This window comes from Rouxiella sp. S1S-2, from assembly GCF_009208105.1.
Classification (GTDB): domain Bacteria; phylum Pseudomonadota; class Gammaproteobacteria; order Enterobacterales; family Enterobacteriaceae; genus Rouxiella.
Genome location: NZ_WFKL01000001.1, coordinates 4705248 through 4725954, shown reverse-complemented (window position 1 = coordinate 4725954; position 20707 = coordinate 4705248). Strand labels below are relative to the sequence as shown.

Here is a 20707-nt window from a genome sequence, read left to right as displayed (position 1 = left end):
CAAAAAAACATGCTACCCTTTTGCTTTCACAAGCGCCATGAAGAAGTACCCTACAACCCACTGCTGGTGAGGTCATTAATGCAGTTAATACAAGGCTGGTTAACCGAAGCACGTCGCGTGATTTCTCCGCATTTCGACCTGCGTCCAGAGGATGAATCTCCCTCATTACTGGTTATCCATAATATCAGCCTGCCGCCCGGAAAATTTGGCGGACCTTATATCGACCAGCTGTTCACCGGCACGCTCAATCCACAGGATGATCCTTTTTTTGAACAAATTCATCAGCTACGCGTGGCGGCACACTGTTTGATCCGTCGAGACGGCGAAGTGGTGCAATACGTGCCTTTTGATAAGCGCGCCTGGCATGCTGGCGTATCCAGTTTTCAGGGAAGAGAGCGCTGTAATGACTTCTCTATCGGAGTCGAGCTGGAAGGTACTGACTTTGAGCCGTTTACCGCTGAGCAATATGAGAGTTTACTTCGCGTTACCGATTTGATACTAAAGCACTATCCTGTCGATTTGCAGCATATTACTGGGCACAGCGATATTGCCCCGGGCAGAAAGACCGATCCCGGGCCACATTTTGACTGGCATCGCTATCTTGATGCCGTTCAACACCTTGTGCCGCATGAAACATCAAGAGAGAGTCCTCGTCCATGACGTTAATTACTTTGCTGCTGGTTTTAGCCTGGGAGCGTTTATTTAAGCTCGGTGAACACTGGCAGCTCGATCATCGCTTTGAAGTTATTTTCCGCCGCGGCCGCGCCGCTTCTATGACCAAAACGCTGGCGATTTTTGTGGTCTGGATGGCGGTGCTGTGGGGGATTTTACGTCTGGTGCACGGCACTTTCTTTGGCATCCCTTCGCTGGTGCTGTGGGTGGTGATTTGCCTGCTGTGCATTGGCGCGGGTCTTAAGCGTAAACACTATCGTGCTTATCTCAAAGCGGCGCGTCAGGGCGAAGTCAATGCCTGTTCCGAAATGGCGGAAGAATTGGCGCTGATTCACGGACTGCCGGTGGATTGTACCGAGGGCGAACGGTTAAGAGAGCTGCAGAATGCGCTGATCTGGATAAATTTCCGCTATTATTTGGCGCCGTTATTCTGGTTTGTGGTGTGTGGTCCCTATGGGCCGGTTGCTCTGGGCGGCTATGCCGTTCTGCGCGGCTATCAAACTTGGCTGGCGCGAAATACAACGCCCCTCAAGCGCAGTCAGTCCGGGGTTGATAATCTTCTGCACGTGCTTGATTGGATTCCTGTGCGTTTGGCGGGGGTTGCCTATGCGCTGATTGGTCACGGTGAAAAAGCTTTACCGGCTTGGTTTGCCTCATTGGGCGATATTCACTCTTCCCAATATCAGGTTTTAACGCGGCTGGCGCAGTTCTCTCTGGCGCGCGATCCGCACCTTGATCCGGTGCAGACCCCGCGTTCAGCAGTAGCAATGGCGCGTAAGGTCACTATCATCATTCTGATTGTCGTGGCGCTGTTGACGATTTACGGCACTTTGGTGTAAGACCAAACCGTTCAATCCTAGTGATTATCCGCCGGTGGTTCGCCAAACACCGGCATGCCTTCATCGTCCCAGATGATAGTTTTTAGGCGCGTATGGCGGTTCGGGTCATACAGCGGGTCACCCTGAATCTCGGTGTAGTTCCGCGCATGATAAACCAGCACGTCTTCGCCTTTTTCATTCTGCGTAAAGCTGTTATGCCCCGGCCCAAACTGTTTATTATCGGCCTGTGTCTTGAATACCGGCGTCGACGATTTGTGCCATTGGCTCGGATCGGTGATGTCGCTTTCAATATCGGCCCACAGCAGCCCAATGCAGTAATTCTCGTCGGTGGCGCTGGCGGAATAGGTGATGAAGAGCTTGTCGTAACCTTCAATGACTGCTGGGCCTTCGTTCACTTTAAAACCTACTGTTTCCCACGGCAGTTCGGGCTTGCTGAGCATCACCGGCGCCGTTTTCAGCGTCCACGGATTGCTCATCTCGGCCAGATATAAATTTGAATTTCCCTCGATCTCTGGGTCTTTCTGCGCCCACAGATAATAGCTTTTTCCTGCGTGGCTAAAATGGGTGGCATCCAGCGAGAAGCTGTCTATTGGCGTCGCTACGCGGCCCTTTTCCTGCCATTTTCCACTCAGTGGATCGGCGTCTGAGCACTCAAGAACAAACATCCGGTGCTGAAACAGCCCTTTTACGATTTTTTCAGACGGCGCAGCGGCAAAATAAATGTACCAGTTGCCGTTGATATAGTGCAGTTCTGGCGCCCAAATCAGCGCGCTCATTGGGCCACCGGTGTGCTTGCGCCAGATAATGCGCGGTCTGGCTTCCGCTAAACCCTCGAGAGTGGCCGAACGGCGGATCTCGAGCCGGTCATATTCCGGGACTGAGGCAATAAAATAGTAGTGGCCGTCGGTGTGGCGCCAGATGTGAGGATCGGCGCGCTGCGTAATGAAGGGATTGGCGTAAACACTGTTACTCATGCTTGGGTTCCTTGCTAGCAAAGACCGGTAAATCGACTTCACCCCGTGTAGCTTCGGGGTAGGCGTTAAGTTCGCTGTTCTTGTTTAGTTCAGTATAGTTACGACGGCGGATTTCCAGGTCAGCCTGAATGGTTTTCATCAGTTCACGGTCAACTTTCAACAGTTTGACCACGCCGGCGGTGATTAAATATCCCACGCCCGGTATCACGGTGAACAGCAGCACGATACCGTTAAGCGCGTGTTCAGTCTGTGATGTGGCCCCCGCCTGATAGCCATAAACCGACAGCAGAAAGCCCACCATCGCCCCCGCCACCGCCAGTCCGCATTTCAAAAAGAACAAATTGCCCGAGAAACTGATGCCGGTACTGCGTTTGCCGGTTTTCCACTCACCGTAATCATCGACGTCGGCCATCAGCGACCAGTGCAGCGGTGACGGCAGCTGGTGGAGGATATTGAGCAAGAAATAAGCCACCAGAATCAGCGACGTCATATGCGGGTCGAGGAAGTAGAAACCGCAGGAGAACAGGGTGAGGATAATATTGGTCCAGAAAAAGACTTTTAGTTTGCAGAATTGGTCGGTGAGCGGTTTGGCGAGTGCGCTACCGATCATCATGCCAACCACCCCGAGGCTGATAAAAAGACTGGCGAACGAGGTCGATTTTTCCATCACCCAAGTGACGTAATACATCGTTGCCGCCATGCGAATAAAGCCCGGACAAACGTTGCAGAAAGTGAGCAGCAAAATGCGTACCCACTGGTCATTCTTCCACACGTCTTTTAAATCGCCTTTAAGGTCGCGCTTGGTGATGACTGCGGGCTGGATTCGTTCTTTAACAGAACTAAAGCAGAACAGGAACATCCCCAGTGCAATAAACGCCATCACGGCAATCGACATTTGGTATCCCTTTGCCTTATCCGCGCCGCCAAACCACTGTGCCATTGGCAGCAGTGAAGAGGAGAGGATTAGGGTGGCGATACCCACCATAAAGAAGCGGTAAGACTGGCAGGAGACGCGCTCTTTTGGATCAGCGGTGATCACACCGCCCAGTGAGCAGTAGGGAATGTTGATGGCGGTATAGGTGAGCGACATCAGGAAGTAGGTCGCAAAGGCGTAGATAACTTTGTTCGAATAGCTCCAGTCGGGGGTGGAAAACATTAAAATGCTGAACAGCGCGAAGGGCAGTGAAACCCACAGCAGATAGGGGCGGAAGCGGCCCCAGCGCGTCTGTGTGCGATCGGCGATGGCGCCCATAATCGGGTCGCTTATGGCATCAATAACCCGAATCGACAGGAGCATGACGCCAACCAGAGCCGGTGCCAGCCCGAAAACGTCGGTATAAAAATAGCTTAGAAACAGGGTAATGGTGCCCCAAATCATATTGCAGCCCGCATCTCCCATGCCGTATGCAACTTTTTCTTTAAAAGACAGTGCGCCTTGTCTCATGGACTCTCTCCAAAACGGGGGACGGATAACTAAGTGTTTGAAGTATTGACGCGAGTTATAGGAATGAGTCAGGAGATAAGAAGCGTAGAGATGGACAAATTGGTTACGAAAATGAAAGTGTGAGCCAGCTTACATTTAACCTCGAGCACCAAACGCCATAAAAAAACCCGACCGCATGGTCGGGTTTCGAAGAGTAAGCGTCGCAGCTTTGCGCTGCGTGAATGGCTCTATTTAAGTGATGCGTGAGTAACTGGGGTATTTTTGCCTTTCAGCTTGTAGCTGACGCCAAGAACAACCAACCACACTGGGATTAGAATCACTGAAATCTGAATATCCGGCGTTATGTACATAATCACCAGAATAGCCGCCAGGAAAACCAGGCAGAGATAGTTGCCGAACGGATAAAGCAGCGCCTTGAATTTCGGGGTGATGCCTTCACGGTTTTTCGCCTGACGGAACTTCAGGTGTGCGAGACTTATCATCGCCCAGTTGATTACCAGGGCAGAAACCACCAGCGCCATCAGCAGGCCAAAGGCTTTGCCCGGCATCAGGTAGTTGATAAGCACACACAGCGCCGTTGCCAGTGCTGAAATACCAATTGCCACGTAAGGCACGCCACGGCGGTCAACCTTCAGTAGCGCTTTCGGACCATTACCCTGTTTAGCCAGGCCAAACAACATGCGGCTGTTGCTGTATACGCAGCTGTTGTAAACAGACAGAGCCGCCGTCAACACTACGACGTTGAGCAACGTCGCCACCAGATTGCTGTCGAGTGCGTGGAAAATCAGCACAAACGGGCTGCCGCCTTCAACGACCTTGGTCCACGGATACAGTGACAGCAGAATGGCGAGCGAGCCGATATAGAAAATCAAAATACGGTAGATGACCTGATTGGTGGCTTTTGGAATGCTCGTTTCCGGGTTAGCGGCTTCGGCGGCGGTAATACCCACCAGCTCAAGTCCACCGAAGGAGAACATGATAACCGCCATCGCCATCACCAGACCGCTGATGCCGTGCGGGAAGAATCCGCCCTGCGCCCAAAGGTTGGTCACCGTAGCCTCAGGACCGCCGTGACCGCTGGCGAGCAGCCATGCGCCAAAGACAATCATGCCAACGATAGCCACGACTTTAATGATTGAGAACCAGAATTCCATCTCGCCGTAAATTTTTACATTGGTCAGGTTAATGGCGTTAATCAACACAAAGAATACCAGTGCGGAAACCCAGGTCGGGATCTCCGGCCACCAATACTGCACGTAAATACCCACGGCAGTAAGTTCTGCCATCGCGACCAATACGTACAATACCCAGTAGTTCCAGCCTGAGGCGAAACCGGCGAAATTGCCCCAATATTTGTAGGCGAAGTGGCTGAAAGAACCAGCAACCGGCTCTTCAACGACCATTTCACCTAGTTGGCGCATGATCAAAAATGCGATCACGCCGCCAATGGCATAGCCAAGCAGAACGGAAGGCCCTGCCATTTTGATGGTCTGCGCTATTCCCAGAAAAAGCCCAGTACCGATTGCGCCACCTAATGCAATGAGCTGTATATGGCGGTTTTTTAGTCCGCGCTTTAGCTCCTCGCCGTGCTGCTTATCATCCATTTCCCGATCCTCTGTCGTTAGGGAAAAAAGCTACAAATTTGCTTAAAACGTTGGCTGTAAGCCAAAAGTTACACATTTTGTATCTAATTATTTACGGCTGTAATGCGACAAATAAGCAGCATTAACTACCGTTCGGCCAAGAATAGTGTTAAGCGAAAAAGTTTGCACCTGCTTTATTGAATTAGCGCCTAAGAAATGAGCAAACCGTTTGAAAAGTTGTCCGAAAACGGTGAAATGTGATCCAGGGCACGTTATAAAAAGAAATGCTAAATATTTGTTAAATTGTGCGAGATGGGCGGTTTTAAGGGGGGCTCGATATGGACTTCGCGTGAATACTTTGTTACTTTACGGCCACGTTTTTTGAATTGGTATTACCAATTGACTCCGAGCTAGTCACGTGACCTATAAGGCAGATAAACGTTCCTATGGCCTACAGTAAAATTAGACAGCCGAAGTTATCTGACGCGATCGAGAAGCAGCTGGAGTCCCTGATCCTTGAAGGCACTCTGCGCCCTGGTGAAAAGCTTTTGCCTGAGCGCGAACTGGCAAAGCAGTTTGATGTTTCTCGGCCTTCGCTAAGAGAAGCTATTCAGCGCCTGGAAGGTAAAGGCCTGCTGTTACGTCGCCAGGGTGGTGGCACATTCGTTCAAAGCAACTTATGGCAAAGCATTAGCGACCCCCTTGCAGAATTACTTTCCGATCATCCTGAATCGCAGTTCGATCTCCTTGAAACCCGTCACGCCCTCGAAGGTATAGCCGCTTATTATGCAGCGCTTCGCGGAACGGAAGAAGACTTGCAGCGTATTCGCGATTGTCACCTGGTGATTCAAACGGCGCAGGACAGTGGCGATCTCGATGCTGAAGCCGATGCGGTCATGCAGTATCAGGTAGCTGTAACAGAAGCGACGCACAATGTGGTGTTGCTGCACCTGCTCCGTTGTATGGGGCCGATGCTTGAAAAAAATGTTCGACAGAATTTTGAATTGCTTTACTCGCGCCGTGAAATGTTGGCGATGGTGAGCAACCACCGCGCCGGGATATTTGCAGCGATTGTCGCACGTGAGCCAGAAAAGGCCCGCGAAGCATCGCACCGTCACCTGGCGTTTATTGAGGAAGTTTTGCTGGATTTGAGCAGGGAGCACAGTCGTCGTGATCGTTCACTACGTCGACTCCAGCAACGTAAGGAAGAAAATTAAACTCTGGGTAAACCTGGCTGTTCGCATACCTATAGCCCGTCGTTTGGGCTCTGAGAATAATTTTGGAAGCTTTTATGCTCTCCCGTGGGAGCAGAAACTACACTGACGGGCCTGTCTTCGTGCGTTTTAGAAAACGAAGCTGTGGTAAGAGCGCAGAAAAGTTAAGAGCGCAGGAAGACAGGCTCCAGATAAACCAACGTATTAGAGACAGATAAGGAAAAGCACCATGTCAGAACGTGTAAATAATGACGTGGATCCGATCGAAACTCGCGACTGGCTACAAGCGATCGAATCGGTCATCCGTGAAGAAGGTGTTGAGCGTGCACAGTTCCTGATCGATCAGGTTCTGAGTGAAGCACGTAAAGGCGGCGTGAGCGTTGCAGCTGGTGCTGCAAGCCGTAACTATATCAATACCATCGCTGTTGAAGACGAACCTGAATATCCGGGTAACCTGGAGCTGGAACGCAACATTCGTACGGCAATCCGCTGGAACGCGATCATGACCGTTCTGCGCGCGTCCAAGAAAGACTTGGATCTGGGTGGCCACATGTCATCATTCCAGTCTTCTGCAGCTATTTATGAAGTGTGCTTCAACCACTTTTTCCGTGCACGCAACGAGCAGGACGGCGGCGATCTGGTTTACTTCCAGGGCCACATCTCTCCAGGCGTGTACGCGCGTGCTTTCCTTGAAGGCCGCCTGACCGAAGACCAGATGAACAATTTCCGTCAGGAAGTTCACGGTAAAGGTCTCTCTTCTTATCCGCACCCGAAACTGATGCCGGAATTCTGGCAGTTCCCGACCGTATCAATGGGTCTGGGTCCAATTGGGGCTATTTATCAGGCCAAGTTCCTGAAATATCTGGATCACCGTGGTCTTAAAGACACTACCAGCCAGCGCGTTTATGCGTTCCTGGGCGACGGTGAGATGGATGAGCCAGAATCTAAAGGTGCGATCACTATCGCTACCCGCGAGAAGCTAGACAACCTGTGCTTCATCATCAACTGTAACCTGCAGCGCCTTGATGGCCCGGTTACCGGTAATGGTAAAATCATCAACGAACTGGAAGGCATCTTTGCAGGCGCCGGCTGGAACGTTATCAAGGTGATTTGGGGCAACCGTTGGGACGAACTGCTGCGTAAGGATACCAGCGGCAAGCTCATCCAACTTATGAACGAAACCGTTGACGGCGACTATCAGACCTTCAAGTCACGCGACGGTAAATACGTTCGCGAGCACTTCTTCGGCAGATACCCTGAAACGGCTGCGTTGGTTAAAGACATGACAGACGACCAGATCTGGGCCCTGAACCGCGGGGGTCACGATCCGAAGAAAGTCTTTGCTGCACTGAACAAAGCGCAGAACACTAAAGGCCAGCCAACAGTCATCCTTGCCCACACCATCAAAGGTTATGGCATGGGTGAAACCGCTGAAGGCAAGAACATTGCCCACCAGGTCAAGAAAATGAACATGGATGGCGTACGTTACATCCGCGATCGTTTCAGCGTACCTGTCAGCGACGAAAACATTGAAAAACTGCCTTACATCACCCTGGAAAAAGACTCTGCAGAGTATAAATACCTGCATGAACGTCGCCAGGCGCTGAAAGGTTATCTGCCAACGCGTCTGCCAAAATTCACTCAGAAGCTGGAAATGCCGAAGCTGGAAGACTTCTCTCAGCTGCTGGAAGAGCAGAAGAAAGAAATTTCTACCACTATCGCTTTCGTTCGTGCATTGAACGTGATGCTGAAAAACGATTCGATCAAAGATCGTTTAGTCCCGATCATCGCCGATGAAGCGCGTACTTTCGGTATGGAAGGTCTGTTCCGTCAGATTGGTATTTACAGCCCGAACGGCCAGCAATATACCCCGCAGGACCGTGAGCAGGTTGCTTACTACAAAGAAGACGAGAAAGGCCAAATTCTGCAGGAAGGGATTAACGAACTGGGTGCCGCCTCTTCATGGCTGGCCGCGGCAACGTCGTACAGCACCAACGACTTGCCTATGATCCCGTTCTATATCTACTACTCCATGTTCGGTTTCCAGCGTATCGGTGACCTGTGCTGGGCAGCGGGCGACCAACAGGCGCGCGGCTTCCTGGTCGGAGGTACTTCAGGTCGTACGACACTGAACGGTGAAGGTTTGCAGCACGAAGATGGCCACAGCCACATTCAGTCGCTGACTATCCCTAACTGTATCTCTTATGACCCGGCGTATGCCTACGAAGTGGCGGTCATCATGCATGATGGTCTGGTTCGTATGTACGGCGATGCGCAGGAGAACATTTACTACTACATCACCACGCTGAACGAAAACTACCACATGCCAGCCATGCCGGAAGGTGCCGAAGAAGGCATTCGTAAAGGTATCTACAAGCTTGAAACTGTTGAAGGCAGCAAAGGCAAAGTACAGCTGATGAGCTCGGGTTCAATTCTGCGCCACGTGCGTGATGCCGCTCAGATTCTGGCCAAAGATTACGGCGTGGGTTCTGACGTTTACAGCGTAACCTCGTTCACCGAGTTGGCGCGCGACGGTCAGGACTGCGAACGTTGGAACATGCTGCATCCGGCTGACGAACCACGCATTCCTTACGTGGCTCAGGTCATGAATGATGCGCCGGTTGTTGCATCAACTGACTACATGAAACTGTTCGCCGAGCAGATCCGTAACTTCGTTCCTGCCAGCGATTTCCGCGTTCTCGGCACCGACGGTTACGGCCGTTCTGACAGCCGCGAAAACCTGCGTCACCACTTCGAGATCGATGCATCTTACGTGGTGGTGGCTGCACTGGGCGAATTGGCCAAACGTGGCGAGATCGATGTGAAGGTTGTGGCCGAAGCCATTACCAAGTTTGGCATCGATGCTGACAAAGTTAACCCGCGTCTGGCGTAAGAGGTAAAGACAGATGGCTATTGAAATTAATGTACCGGACATTGGTGCCGATGCAGTAGAAGTCACCGAAGTGCTGGTGAAGGTTGGCGATACCGTTTCCGCCGAGCAGTCCCTGATTGTTGTTGAAGGTGACAAGGCGTCGATGGAAGTCCCTTCTCCACAGGCTGGCGTGGTTAAAGAAATTAAAGTTGCGGTGGGCGATACCGTCGAAACCGGCAAACTGATTTTCGTGTTTGATTCTGCTGACGGTGCTGCTGCACCGGCTAAAGCGGAAGAAAAACCGGCAGCGAAAGAAGAAGTGAAGGCAGAAGCAAAACCTGCCGCCGCGGCTTCAAGCGAAAGCAAAGAAGTTAACGTACCGGACATCGGCGGTGATGAAGTTGAAGTTACCGAAATTCTGGTGAAAGTTGGCGACACTGTTTCTGCCGATCAGTCGATTATCAACGTTGAGGGTGATAAAGCCTCAATGGAAGTGCCGGCGCCGTTTGCCGGTACGGTTAAAGAGATCAAAATTGCTGCGGGCGACAAAGTCAGCACCGGCTCTCTGATTATGGTCTTTGAAGTGGCGGGCTCTGGCACGGCGGCTCCTGCTGCTAAAGAAGAAGCCAAAGCAGAAGAGAAACCTGCTGCTGCACCTGCGGCTTCGGGCAGCAAAGACGTTAACGTACCGGATATCGGCGGCGACGAAGTTGAAGTCACCGAGATCATGGTTAAAGTGGGCGATAAAGTCGCGGCAGATCAGTCTCTGATTACCGTTGAAGGTGATAAGGCTTCAATGGAAGTGCCTGCGCCGTTTGCTGGCACCGTTAAAGAGATCAAAATTGCTGCGGGCGATAAAGTCAGCACCGGTTCTTTGATTTTCGTCTTCGAAGTAGAAGGCGCTGCGCCTGCTGCGGCCAAGAAAGAAGAGGCTGCGGCTCCTGCCAAACAGGAACAAAAAGCGGCGGCCCCGGCCCCTGCGGCAGCGGTTGAAAGCAAAGGCGAATTCTCTGAGAACGATGCTTACGTTCATGCTACGCCGGTTATCCGTCGTCTGGCGCGCGAATTTGGCGTTAACCTGTCAAAAGTGAAAGGCACCGGTCGTAAAGGCCGCATCCTGCGCGAAGACGTTCAGGCTTACGTAAAAGATGCAGTTAAACGTGCTGAAGCTGCACCTGCTGTCGCTGCGGCGGCGGGCGGTGGTTTGCCGGGTATGCTGCCTTGGCCGAAAGTTGACTTCAGCAAGTTTGGTGAAATCGAAGAAGTTGAACTGGGCCGTATCCAGAAAATTTCTGGTGCCAACCTGAGCCGTAACTGGGTGATGATCCCGCACGTTACGCAGTTCGACGAAGCCGATATCACTGAAGTTGAAGAGTTCCGTAAGCAGCAGAACGTTGAAGCGGAGAAGAAGAAACTCGACGTGAAAATCACGCCGCTGGTCTTCATCATGAAAGCCGTTGCCAAGGCGCTGGAAGAGTTCCCACGCTTTAACAGCTCTCTTTCTGCCGATGCGCAGACGCTGACGCTGAAAAAATATATTAACATCGGTGTGGCGGTTGATACGCCAAACGGCCTGGTGGTTCCGGTATTCCGTGACGTCAACAAGAAAGGTATTGTTGAATTGTCACGTGAACTGACCGTTATCTCCAAGAAGGCACGTGATGGCAAACTGACTGCTTCCGATATGCAGGGCGGCTGTTTCACTATCTCTAGCCTGGGCGGCATCGGCGGTACGGCATTTACGCCTATCGTGAATGCGCCGGACGTGGCGATTCTGGGCGTATCGAAATCGTCCATGAAGCCGGTCTGGAATGGCAAAGAGTTTGAACCGCGTTTGATGTTGCCGCTGTCTCTGTCCTTCGACCACCGGGTTATTGACGGTGCAGCTGGAGCACGTTTCGCTGCATACATCGGTACCGTAATGTCAGATATTCGTCGTCTGGTGATGTAATTGTTATAAGGTCGGCAACTTGCCGGCCTTGTTTTTGACACGCGTCTTATTGCCTTTAGTTGGCGGGTAGTAAGATTGTTGAGACTCAGGTCACCCGAACTTTGTTTGCAGAATTTTAACAATTCTGTAAACTTCTCGCGGTGTATGCGTCCCGGTGGATGAAGGGCGTTGCGTACTGCATTCATTATTGATGAGTGCGTTTCAAAGAACGTCTGACCCGCCGGACAAACAATTAAGAGGTCATGATGAGTACAGAAATTAAAACTCAGGTCGTGGTACTTGGGGCTGGTCCTGCAGGCTATTCTGCCGCTTTCCGTTGCGCTGATTTAGGTCTTGAAACTATTCTGGTTGAGCGTTACGCCACTCTCGGTGGTGTTTGCCTTAACGTAGGTTGTATCCCTTCCAAAGCGCTGTTGCACGTAGCAAAAGTCATTTCTGAAGCTAAGTCTTTGGAAGCACACGGCATTGTTTTCGGTGAGCCAAAAACCGACATCAATAAAGTGCGTGACTGGAAAGAGAAGGTGATCAACCAGCTGACCGGTGGTCTGTCAGGTATGGCGAAAGGCCGTAAGGTCAAAGTTGTTAACGGCCTGGGCAAATTCACTGGGGCTAATACTTTGGTTGTTGAAGGCGAGAATGGTCCAACGACCATCACTTTCGATAACGCAATTATCGCCGCCGGCTCTCGTCCAATTAAACTGCCATTTATTCCTCATGATGACCCACGTGTTTGGGACTCAACCGATGCGCTGGAGCTGAAAACGGTTCCTGAGCGTTTGTTGGTAATGGGCGGCGGTATTATTGGCCTGGAAATGGGCACCGTGTATCACGCACTGGGTTCAAAAATCGACGTAGTCGAGATGTTTGACCAAGTGATCCCGGCGGCTGATAAAGACGTTGTTAAAGTCTTTACCAAGAAAATCAGCAAGCAGTTCAACCTGATGCTGGAAACCAAAGTGACTGCCGTTGAAGCAAAAGAAGACGGTATCTATGTCACGATGGAAGGCAAAAAAGCGCCAGCTGAACCACAGCGTTATGACGCCGTGCTGGTGGCTATCGGCCGCGTACCTAACGGTAAGCTGCTGGAAGCCGGTGCTGCAGGTATTGACGTTGATGAGCGCGGCTTTATCCACGTTGATAAGCAAATGCGTACCAACATTCCACACATCTTCGCTATCGGCGATATCGTGGGTCAGCCAATGCTGGCACACAAAGGTGTGCATGAAGGCCACGTCGCTGCTGAAGTTATCTCCGGCAAAAAACACTATTTCGATCCGAAGGTTATTCCTTCAATCGCCTACACTGAGCCAGAAGTTGCCTGGGTGGGTCTGACCGAGAAAGAAGCGAAAGAGAAAGGCATCAGCTACGAAACGGCGACCTTCCCTTGGGCTGCTTCCGGTCGCGCCATCGCTTCCGACTGTGCTGACGGTATGACCAAGCTTATCTTCGATAAAGAAACTCATCGCGTTATTGGCGGTGCTATCGTGGGTACCAACGGCGGCGAGCTGCTGGGTGAAATCGGTCTGGCTATCGAAATGGGTTGCGACGCTGAAGATATCGCGCTGACTATCCACGCTCACCCAACTCTGCATGAGTCTGTGGGTCTGGCAGCTGAAATCTACGAAGGCAGCATCACCGACTTGCCTAATCCTAAAGCCAAGAAAAAGTAATTTCTGGTTCTTAGGTTACAAAGCGGCTCCTAAACAGGGGCCGTTTTTATTTGTGCTATGACAACATTTAAAAGGCCGCTCCGAGAAGCGGCCAGTAGCTTAGCTGTTCTGGTTAATGACGTTAACGTTCAGATAAATGTTGGAAATTGACCATCCGCCATTCAGTAAACTCAGCGCACTTCCCAGTACAATGATAAGGAAAAAATAGAAATCCTTTTCATTGCGCAATCCTTTTACCGGACCACGACCACCTCAACCTCATCGGGAAAATAGGGGTGAAACAAGTGCGTTGTAGCACCTGAATCGCAGCGTTAATGAGCTGCCTCCAGGCCCGATGACCGGTCGCTAAACCGGCGAAGCGGTCCAGACTGAAGAGTACGCTGCTACTGTTTTTTTAAACAGCTATTTATAGTTGTTTTTTTGTACACTTTGACGCATACTCTTTTTGCGTTGTAGCACTTGTATCGTATTTTATCGATATCAGTAATTCCAATCAGCTGCGCTAACAGTTGGCTGGAAGCAAAAAAACCGTCTTCGAGACGGTTTTTTTGTATCTGAATTTTAGGTTATTAAATCAAAGAACTTAAAGCGCCTTGTTATCTGGATGCGCAAACAGATTCTTCATATCGCCTGACATCGCAAAATCCATATTCAGATTTTTAGGCGGAACCGGCTGCATAAACCAGCGGGTAAACCACTTGGCCGCTTCACCTGACGTCTGTGCGCTGGCAATGGTGTCATCGACCAGCTTTTCAAACTGCGGGTCGTCTTTACGCAGCATACAACCGTAGGCCTCTCTGGACTGAGGCGTGCCCACAATTTCCCAATCTGACGGTTTGCGCGCCTTGGCTCGGTCACCTGCCAACAGGGCATCATCCATCATAAATGCAGAAGCACGGCCTGTTTCCAGCGTGTGAAATGCGGATGCTCCTCCTTCCTGCGCACTGATAATGCGCATCTGCATCTTTTTATCGCTGTTCATTTTATTGAGCAGGATTTCTGAGGTGGTACCGCCGGTGGTTGACACTGTTTTGCCATTTAAATCAGAGAAATCATGGATCCCTGAACCTTTCTTCACCAGCAGCTTAGTGCCAACGATAAAAATAGTATTTGAGAAGGTGACCTGTTTTTGACGTTCAGGGTTATTGGTGGTTGAGCCACACTCGAAGTCGTAAACGTTGTTTTGCAGCAGTGGGATGCGGTTCGGTGACGTGATCGAGATAAACTTCACGGCAATGTTCTGTTTATTCAAACGTTTTTTAATAGCATCGACGATTTTGTTGGAGTATTCCTGGGAGTAGCCAAGTACTTTATCGCCGTCATCCTTATAAGAGAACGGAACGTTTGATTCACGATAACCAACGGTAACCAGATTCTGATCGTCGATCTTTTTCAGCGTTCCGGTGAGCGTTTCTGCCTGCGCGTATCCGCAAAGGAGCGCCGAGCAGAGAATGACTTTCTGTATGTTCTTGCGTGACATTTTCTTTCCTTGGTTATCAAAAGGTAAAAATTACATAGATATCATGTAAAAGCTATGCAAGTCACAGGCCAAATTGTTGGTTTTATGATCCAGTCGACAGAGAAAATATCACGGCCTCTTTAAGCCAAAGGGCGACAAAAACAGTGTCGGAAAAGCCATTATTAATTTATGGTTTATGCGGCATAGCGAAGGGGGACAGAAAGGCAGACGATCGCACTGTGCTCAACGATTCAGCAAATATTTTATGTTGCTTTTTTGTGAACGAATTAACAAGAGCGTTAAACCCTGCTATGCTGCGACAGCGCAACCGGGGACTGTCGTCGCTAAGCGTTCAGGATGTTTCGCTTCGCCTCATAAAAGACAACCCCGCCGTGATCCGGCTATCGACCACATTCAAACCCATTTCCAGGGCGCTGTAACCCTTTAGGGTTTATGGCTGATTGATGTCGGAAACCAGGCCCAGCCTGGATATAATAAATGACAATGAGAGCGAGGAGAGAGTCGTGCTAGAAGAATACCGTAAGCACGTAGCCGAGCGTGCCGCAGAGGGAATTGTCCCTAAGCCACTCGATGCTTCACAAATGGCCGCACTGGTTGAATCCCTGAAGAACCCGTCTGAAGGTGAAGAAGAAACCCTGCTGGACCTGCTGATTAACCGTGTACCACCGGGCGTTGACGAAGCCGCTTATGTCAAAGCTGGCTTCCTGGCAGCCGTTGCTAAAGGCGAAACTACATCTCCGCTGGTCACTCCTGAGAAAGCCGTTGAACTGTTGGGCACCATGCAAGGTGGCTACAATATTCATCCGCTGATTGAAGCGTTAGACGTTGAAAAGCTGGCGCCGATTGCCGCTAAAGCACTGTCTCATACCCTGCTGATGTTCGATAACTTCTACGATGTAGAAGAAAAAGCGAAGGCCGGAAACAACTACGCTAAACAAATTCTTCAGTCATGGGCCGATGCCGAATGGTATCTTGCACGTCCTAAACTGGCTGAAAAAATTACCGTTACTGTGTTCAAAGTGACCGGTGAGACCAACACTGACGATTTATCACCGGCGCCTGATGCCTGGTCGCGTCCTGATATCCCACTGCACGCATTGGCGATGCTGAAAATTGAACGTGAAGGTATCGTTCCCGATCAGCCAGGTTCTATCGGTCCAATCAAACAAATCGAAGAGCTGAACAAGAAAGGCTTCCCGTTGGCCTACGTCGGTGACGTGGTAGGTACCGGTTCTTCACGTAAGTCTGCCACCAACTCTGTGCTCTGGTACATGGGCGACGACATCCCTTACGTGCCGAACAAGCGCGGTGGCGGTGTGGTTTTAGGCAGTAAAATTGCGCCAATCTTCTTTAACACCATGGAAGATGCCGGTGCTTTACCGATTGAAGTGGACGTTTCTGACCTGAATATGGGCGATGTTATCGACATTTATCCGTATAAAGGTGAAGTTCGTAACCATGAAACCGACGCCGTTATTGCGACCTTTGCCCTCAAAACTGACGTTCTGCTCGACGAAGTGCGCGCCGGTGGCCGTATTCCATTGATCATCGGCCGTGGTTTAACCACCAAGGCACGTGAATCACTGAAGCTGCCAACTAGCGAAGTATTCCGCATCGCCAAACCTGTTGCCAAAAGCACTAAAGGTTACTCTCTGGCACAGAAAATGGTTGGTCGTGCCTGTGGCGTTGAAGGTATCCGTCCTGACGAATACTGCGAACCGAAAATGACCTCCGTCGGTTCCCAGGACACCACCGGTCCAATGACCCGTGATGAACTGAAAGACCTGGCGTGTCTGGGCTTCTCAGCAGATCTCGTGATGCAGTCATTCTGTCATACCGCCGCTTATCCTAAGCCGGTTGACGTGACCACGCACCACACGCTGCCTGACTTCATTATGAACCGCGGCGGCGTTTCTCTGCGTCCGGGCGACGGCATCATTCACTCGTGGTTGAACCGTATGCTGCTGCCAGACACTGTAGGCACCGGCGGCGACTCCCACACCCGTTTCCCGATCGGTATTTCGTTCCCGGCAGGTTCTGGTCTGGTCGCTTTTGCTGCGGCGACCGGCGTCATGCCGTTGGACATGCCTGAATCCGTGCTGGTGCGCTTTAAAGGTAAAATGCAGCCTGGCATCACGCTGCGTGACCTGGTTCATGCCATTCCTTACTATGCGATTAAAGAAGGTCACTTGACCGTTGAGAAAAAGGGTAAGAAAAACCTGTTCTCAGGCCGTATTCTTGAAATCGAAGGTTTGCCAGAGCTGAAAGTCGAGCAGGCGTTTGAACTGGCGGATGCGTCTGCTGAACGTTCTGCCGCAGGTTGCACCATCAAGCTTGATCAGGCACCAATCAAAGAGTATCTCAGCTCCAACATCGTGCTGTTGAAGTGGATGATCTCTGAAGGTTATGGCGATCGCCGCACCATCGAGCGTCGTATCACCGGTATGGAAGAGTGGTTGGCTAATCCAACGCTGCTCGAAGCCGATGCGGATGCCGAATACGCCGCGATTATCGAAATCGACCTGAACGAAATCAAAGAGCCTATTCTGTGTGCACCGAATGACCCAGACGACGCACGTCTGCTGTCGAGCGTTGCCAACAGCAAGATTGACGAAGTGTTCATCGGTTCTTGCATGACTAACATCGGTCACTTCCGCGCTGCCGGTAAGTTGCTCGACAGCCACAAAGGCGCGCTGCCTACTCGCCTGTGGGTTGCACCGCCGACCAAAATGGATGCTGCACAGTTAACTGAAGAGGGCTATTACAGCGTCTTTGGCAAAAGCGGTGCGCGCGTCGAGATCCCGGGTTGTTCACTGTGCATGGGTAACCAGGCGCGTGTAGCAGACGGTTCAACCGTAGTTTCAACCTCGACCCGTAACTTCCCGAACCGTCTCGGTAACGGCGCCAACGTTTACCTGGCATCGGCTGAGCTGGCGGCTATCGCTTCCCTGCTGGGACGCTTGCCAACGCCGGAAGAGTATCTGGGTTACATGGCTGAGGTTGATAAGACCGCGGTAGATACTTACCGTTATCTGAACTTCGACAAGCTGTCGGAATATACCGATAAAGCTGACGGTGTGATCTTCCAAACCGCGCTTTAAATCGCTATATTGCGCCACAGAACAGTAAGGAGGCTTCGGCCTCCTTTTTCTTTTGTATTTCAGGCCCTGTTAACCGTGCCTGTTTATACTTCACGTCGTTAACGCCAATCGGGAGATAAGACGATGGACTATGATTTCATGCGTGATATCACCGGACAAGTAAAGGCCCGTTTCTCAATGGGGCATGAAGTGATCGGCCACTGGCTGAACGAAGAGATTAAAGGTGATTTGAGCCTGCTCGACAAAATTGAGGCCGCCGCCGAAGAGATAAAAGGCAGCGAACGCACCTGGCAGCTCGAGGGCCATGAATATACGCTGTGGTTCGATGGTGAAGAGGTAATGGTGAGAGCCAATCAGCTGGATTTGGAAAGTGACGGCATGGAAGACGGCATGAACTACTACGATGAAGAGAGCCTGTCGTTTTGCGGGGTTGAAGACTTTCTGTTGGTGTTGGAAAAATACCGCGCTTTTATCGTGACCTATCGCTAATTCCCCCACGCATTCTCTCTGGAAAAGCCCCAAAAAAGGCCGCAGCATCAATAAGATGGGCGGCCATTTTACGCTAGAGGTGAGGAATGTTTCTTCCGTAATATATTTCCTGCATCTCTTTATACAACAGACTGGTAATTTCTTTGTGGTCTGCCGCGCTCAGTTCGTCAGGCTTGGCATTAAATAGATAATGTTTTAGGTCGAAGTCTTTAAGCATCATCTTGGTGTGGAAAATATTCTCCTGATAAACATTCACGTCCAGCATGTGATACAGCGATTTTATATTTTCAGACATGAAGTTTTGAATCGAATTGATTGAATGATCGATGTAATGCTTAACGCCATTCACGTCGCGAGTAAAACCCCGCACGCGGTAATCAATGGTAACGATGTCAGATTCCAACTGATGAATAAGATAGTTCAACGCTTTTAGCGGCGAAATTACCCCGCAGGTTGACACCTCTATATCCGCGCGGAAGGTGCAAAGTCCACCCTCAGGATGGCTCTCGGGATAGGTATGCACGCAGATGTGACTCTTGTCGAGGTGCGCCACCACAGACTTGGGTAACGGGCCTGGGTGCTCTGACGTGTCGACATCCTTAGGATCCATCGGCTCTTCACTGACCAGAATCGTTACGCTGGCACCCTGTGGTTCATAATCTTGACGCGCCACGTTGAGGATATTCGCACCGATAATCGAACAGGCTTCGGTGAGAATTTCCGTCAGTCGGTTGGCGCTGTACTCTTTGTCAATGTAGGCGATATAGCCGTCGCGGTCGTCTGCGGTCTTGGCATAACAAATATCGTAGATACAAAAACTCAGGCTTTTGGTCAGGTTATTGAAACCATGCAGTTTCAGCTTTTGCAATTTAGTTCACCCCCTTACGGATGCCGTTTCAGCGAGTGGCTGACAGGGCATTCAGTAAATATTGCGGCAGGGCAAAGCTGCCATGATGGACTGCCGGATTGTAGTAACGAGTGGTAATACCCGAGGCATTAAAGCGTGCCTGCAGCGTCGTGTTATCAATGTGGCGATAATCCAGATTGTTGGTGGCCCAGGCAAAGGTCATGATACCGCCGTAGTAGGTCGGCACAGCTGCCTGATAGAAGCTGACGTCTTTAAAGTAGTGTTGCAGTTTCTGATGGCTGTTGACCGCCTCGTCCTGTTGCAGGAAACAGACGCCGTTCTGTGCTACAAAAATACCGCCAGGATTCAGGCAGCGGGCACATCCCTCATAAAAAGCTGAGGTAAACAGGCTTTCACCAGGCCCAATAGGGTCGGTGCAGTCGGAGATGATGACGTCGTAGGTTTCAGTGGTCTGATTGACGAAATTTACACCGTCATCAATTACCAGATTAAAACGGGTGTCGTCGTAGGAACCCGCATTGTGGTTTGGCAGATACTGGCGGCAGAATTCAACCACGCCTGCATCAATCTCGACCATTGTGATGCGCTCAACCGCAGTATGACGGCAAACTTCACGCAGCATACCCCCGTCACCGCCGCCAATAATCAGCACTTTTTTGGCTTTGCCGTGCGCCATAAGCGGCACGTGCGTCATCATTTCGTGATAGATAAACTCGTCACGCTCAGTGGTTTGTACCACACCGTCGAGCGCCATGACACGACCCAGCGCGGCATTTTCGAAAATCACCAAATCCTGATGCTCGGTTTTGTCGCGGTACAACTCTTTTTCAACAGTGAAATACTGGCCGAAACTGTCGTGCAGCGTTTCATGCCAAATTTCTTTTTGGGTGACTTTCTGAGACATAATCTCGCACTGCTCCTGAGTAATCACAGCCATGAAAAATGGGCGCGCTATGATAGCGAACTCGAGCGAGGCTTGCACCGCCGAATTTCTACCATTAAAAGTGGTGTTAGCCGGATTTTTATTTCAATTGGATAGCGCGGCAAAGAGATTTTAGCTCACCCCGGGGAATTCGGGGTGAGGAGGGGATATTTAGTTACTGTAAGCTAAAAGGCCGAGCGAATCGCGCGCCAGTGACTTGCATTTTACGGCTTTAGCCACGTCTATTCCGCTGAGGTCGCGGTAGCTGTCTTCGCCCATTGACTGCATGTTATAGGTGGCGTAATTGCTCAGATCCCAATGATTTTGTTGAGCAAAGTAGATAATGGCGCGTTTGATTTGCGTGTTCGGTAACTGCTCGTAGCCGCAGTTATTTTTCAAATAAACAAAGACGGCGGTTAAATCCGCTAAATCTTCCGCTTCGGGTTCACTCAGTGCCTGACTGGCAGAGGAGAATCCGAGTAACGTCAGCAACAGCAGACTCAGGGTGGTTTTTTTCATGCTCTGCCTTGTTTTTGCGGGTAAATTTATTTTTGCCTGAAAGCGGAGTCTGGCGAGTAAACGTGTCATAGCCACAATAAAAGTATTCGTCATAGTAATGATTAGGCCC

The 20707-nt window shown here is 50.7% G+C and carries 15 protein-coding genes; 8 read left to right on the top strand and 7 right to left on the bottom strand.

Translation table 11 applies throughout. The features are described from left to right. Window positions 1–78: 78 nt before the first annotated feature. On the top strand, window positions 79–660 hold the full coding sequence (gene ampD, locus GA565_RS21655) for a 1,6-anhydro-N-acetylmuramyl-L-alanine amidase AmpD (RefSeq protein ID WP_152200741.1): 582 nt from the start codon (window positions 79–81) through the stop codon (window positions 658–660). After that, complete coding sequence (gene ampE / locus GA565_RS21650; RefSeq protein ID WP_055774932.1) at window positions 657–1511, top strand: beta-lactamase regulator AmpE; 855 nt, start codon at window positions 657–659, stop codon at window positions 1509–1511. Before ampD ends, ampE begins: the two co-directional genes overlap by 4 nt. 17 nt (window positions 1512–1528) lie before the next feature. On the opposite strand, the gene GA565_RS21645 is transcribed toward ampE, so the two are convergent. The 3 genes from GA565_RS21645 to GA565_RS21635 all read right to left on the bottom strand — a co-directional run bounded on the left by GA565_RS21645 (window position 1529) and on the right by GA565_RS21635 (window position 5533). Next, a complete protein-coding gene (locus GA565_RS21645; RefSeq protein WP_152200739.1) occupies window positions 1529–2485 on the bottom strand; it encodes a family 43 glycosylhydrolase in 957 nt (318 codons plus the stop codon). Beyond that, window positions 2478–3929: a glycoside-pentoside-hexuronide (GPH):cation symporter gene (locus GA565_RS21640; protein ID WP_152200737.1), complete on the bottom strand. Its 1452-nt coding sequence runs from the start codon at window positions 3927–3929 to the stop codon at window positions 2478–2480. The genes GA565_RS21645 and GA565_RS21640 overlap by 8 nt, the downstream gene beginning before the upstream one ends. A 227-nt stretch (window positions 3930–4156) precedes the next feature. After that, on the bottom strand, window positions 4157–5533 hold the full coding sequence (locus tag GA565_RS21635) for an amino acid permease (protein ID WP_152200736.1): 1377 nt from the start codon (window positions 5531–5533) through the stop codon (window positions 4157–4159). Window positions 5534–5958: 425 nt separating this feature from the next. On the opposite strand from GA565_RS21635, the gene pdhR reads away from it, so the two are divergent. The 4 genes from pdhR (at window position 5959) to lpdA (ending at window position 13219) form a co-directional block, all read left to right on the top strand. Further along, window positions 5959–6729, top strand: a complete 771-nt coding sequence (pdhR, locus tag GA565_RS21630) for a pyruvate dehydrogenase complex transcriptional repressor PdhR (RefSeq protein WP_152200734.1) — start codon at window positions 5959–5961, stop codon at window positions 6727–6729. 226 nt (window positions 6730–6955) lie between these two features. Then, on the top strand, window positions 6956–9619 hold the full coding sequence (aceE, locus tag GA565_RS21625) for a pyruvate dehydrogenase (acetyl-transferring), homodimeric type (RefSeq protein ID WP_055774947.1): 2664 nt from the start codon (window positions 6956–6958) through the stop codon (window positions 9617–9619). A gap of 13 nt (window positions 9620–9632) precedes the next feature. Beyond that, window positions 9633–11549 carry a pyruvate dehydrogenase complex dihydrolipoyllysine-residue acetyltransferase gene (aceF, locus tag GA565_RS21620; protein WP_152200732.1) on the top strand — a complete coding sequence of 639 codons (1917 nt, stop codon included), beginning with the start codon at window positions 9633–9635 and terminating at the stop codon, window positions 11547–11549. Window positions 11550–11794: 245 nt separating this feature from the next. Then, window positions 11795–13219 carry a dihydrolipoyl dehydrogenase gene (lpdA, locus tag GA565_RS21615; RefSeq protein WP_193312006.1) on the top strand — a complete coding sequence of 475 codons (1425 nt, stop codon included), beginning with the start codon at window positions 11795–11797 and terminating at the stop codon, window positions 13217–13219. Between the two features lie 583 nt (window positions 13220–13802). On the opposite strand, the gene GA565_RS21610 is transcribed toward lpdA, so the two are convergent. Continuing rightward, complete coding sequence (locus tag GA565_RS21610) at window positions 13803–14699, bottom strand: glutamate/aspartate ABC transporter substrate-binding protein (protein ID WP_152200729.1); 897 nt, start codon at window positions 14697–14699, stop codon at window positions 13803–13805. Window positions 14700–15202: 503 nt separating this feature from the next. Here GA565_RS21610 and acnB point away from each other — a divergent pair. Together acnB and yacL are read left to right on the top strand one after the other, a co-directional pair. Continuing rightward, window positions 15203–17800 carry a bifunctional aconitate hydratase 2/2-methylisocitrate dehydratase gene (gene acnB, locus GA565_RS21605; protein ID WP_152200728.1) on the top strand — a complete coding sequence of 866 codons (2598 nt, stop codon included), beginning with the start codon at window positions 15203–15205 and terminating at the stop codon, window positions 17798–17800. A gap of 123 nt (window positions 17801–17923) precedes the next feature. After that, complete coding sequence (gene yacL / locus GA565_RS21600; protein ID WP_152200726.1) at window positions 17924–18289, top strand: protein YacL; 366 nt, start codon at window positions 17924–17926, stop codon at window positions 18287–18289. 73 nt (window positions 18290–18362) lie between these two features. Here yacL and speD read toward each other — a convergent pair whose 3' ends face one another. The 3 genes from speD to GA565_RS21585 all read right to left on the bottom strand — a co-directional run bounded on the left by speD (window position 18363) and on the right by GA565_RS21585 (window position 20598). Next, window positions 18363–19157 (bottom strand): adenosylmethionine decarboxylase, encoded by a 795-nt coding sequence (gene speD / locus GA565_RS21595; RefSeq protein ID WP_152200724.1) that lies wholly within the window; start codon window positions 19155–19157, stop codon window positions 18363–18365. A 28-nt stretch (window positions 19158–19185) separates the two neighbouring features. Then, window positions 19186–20061: a polyamine aminopropyltransferase gene (gene speE / locus GA565_RS21590; RefSeq protein WP_152200723.1), complete on the bottom strand. Its 876-nt coding sequence runs from the start codon at window positions 20059–20061 to the stop codon at window positions 19186–19188. A 189-nt stretch (window positions 20062–20250) separates the two neighbouring features. Continuing rightward, a complete protein-coding gene (locus GA565_RS21585) occupies window positions 20251–20598 on the bottom strand; it encodes a YacC family pilotin-like protein (protein WP_152200721.1) in 348 nt (115 codons plus the stop codon). Window positions 20599–20707 lie beyond the last annotated feature (109 nt).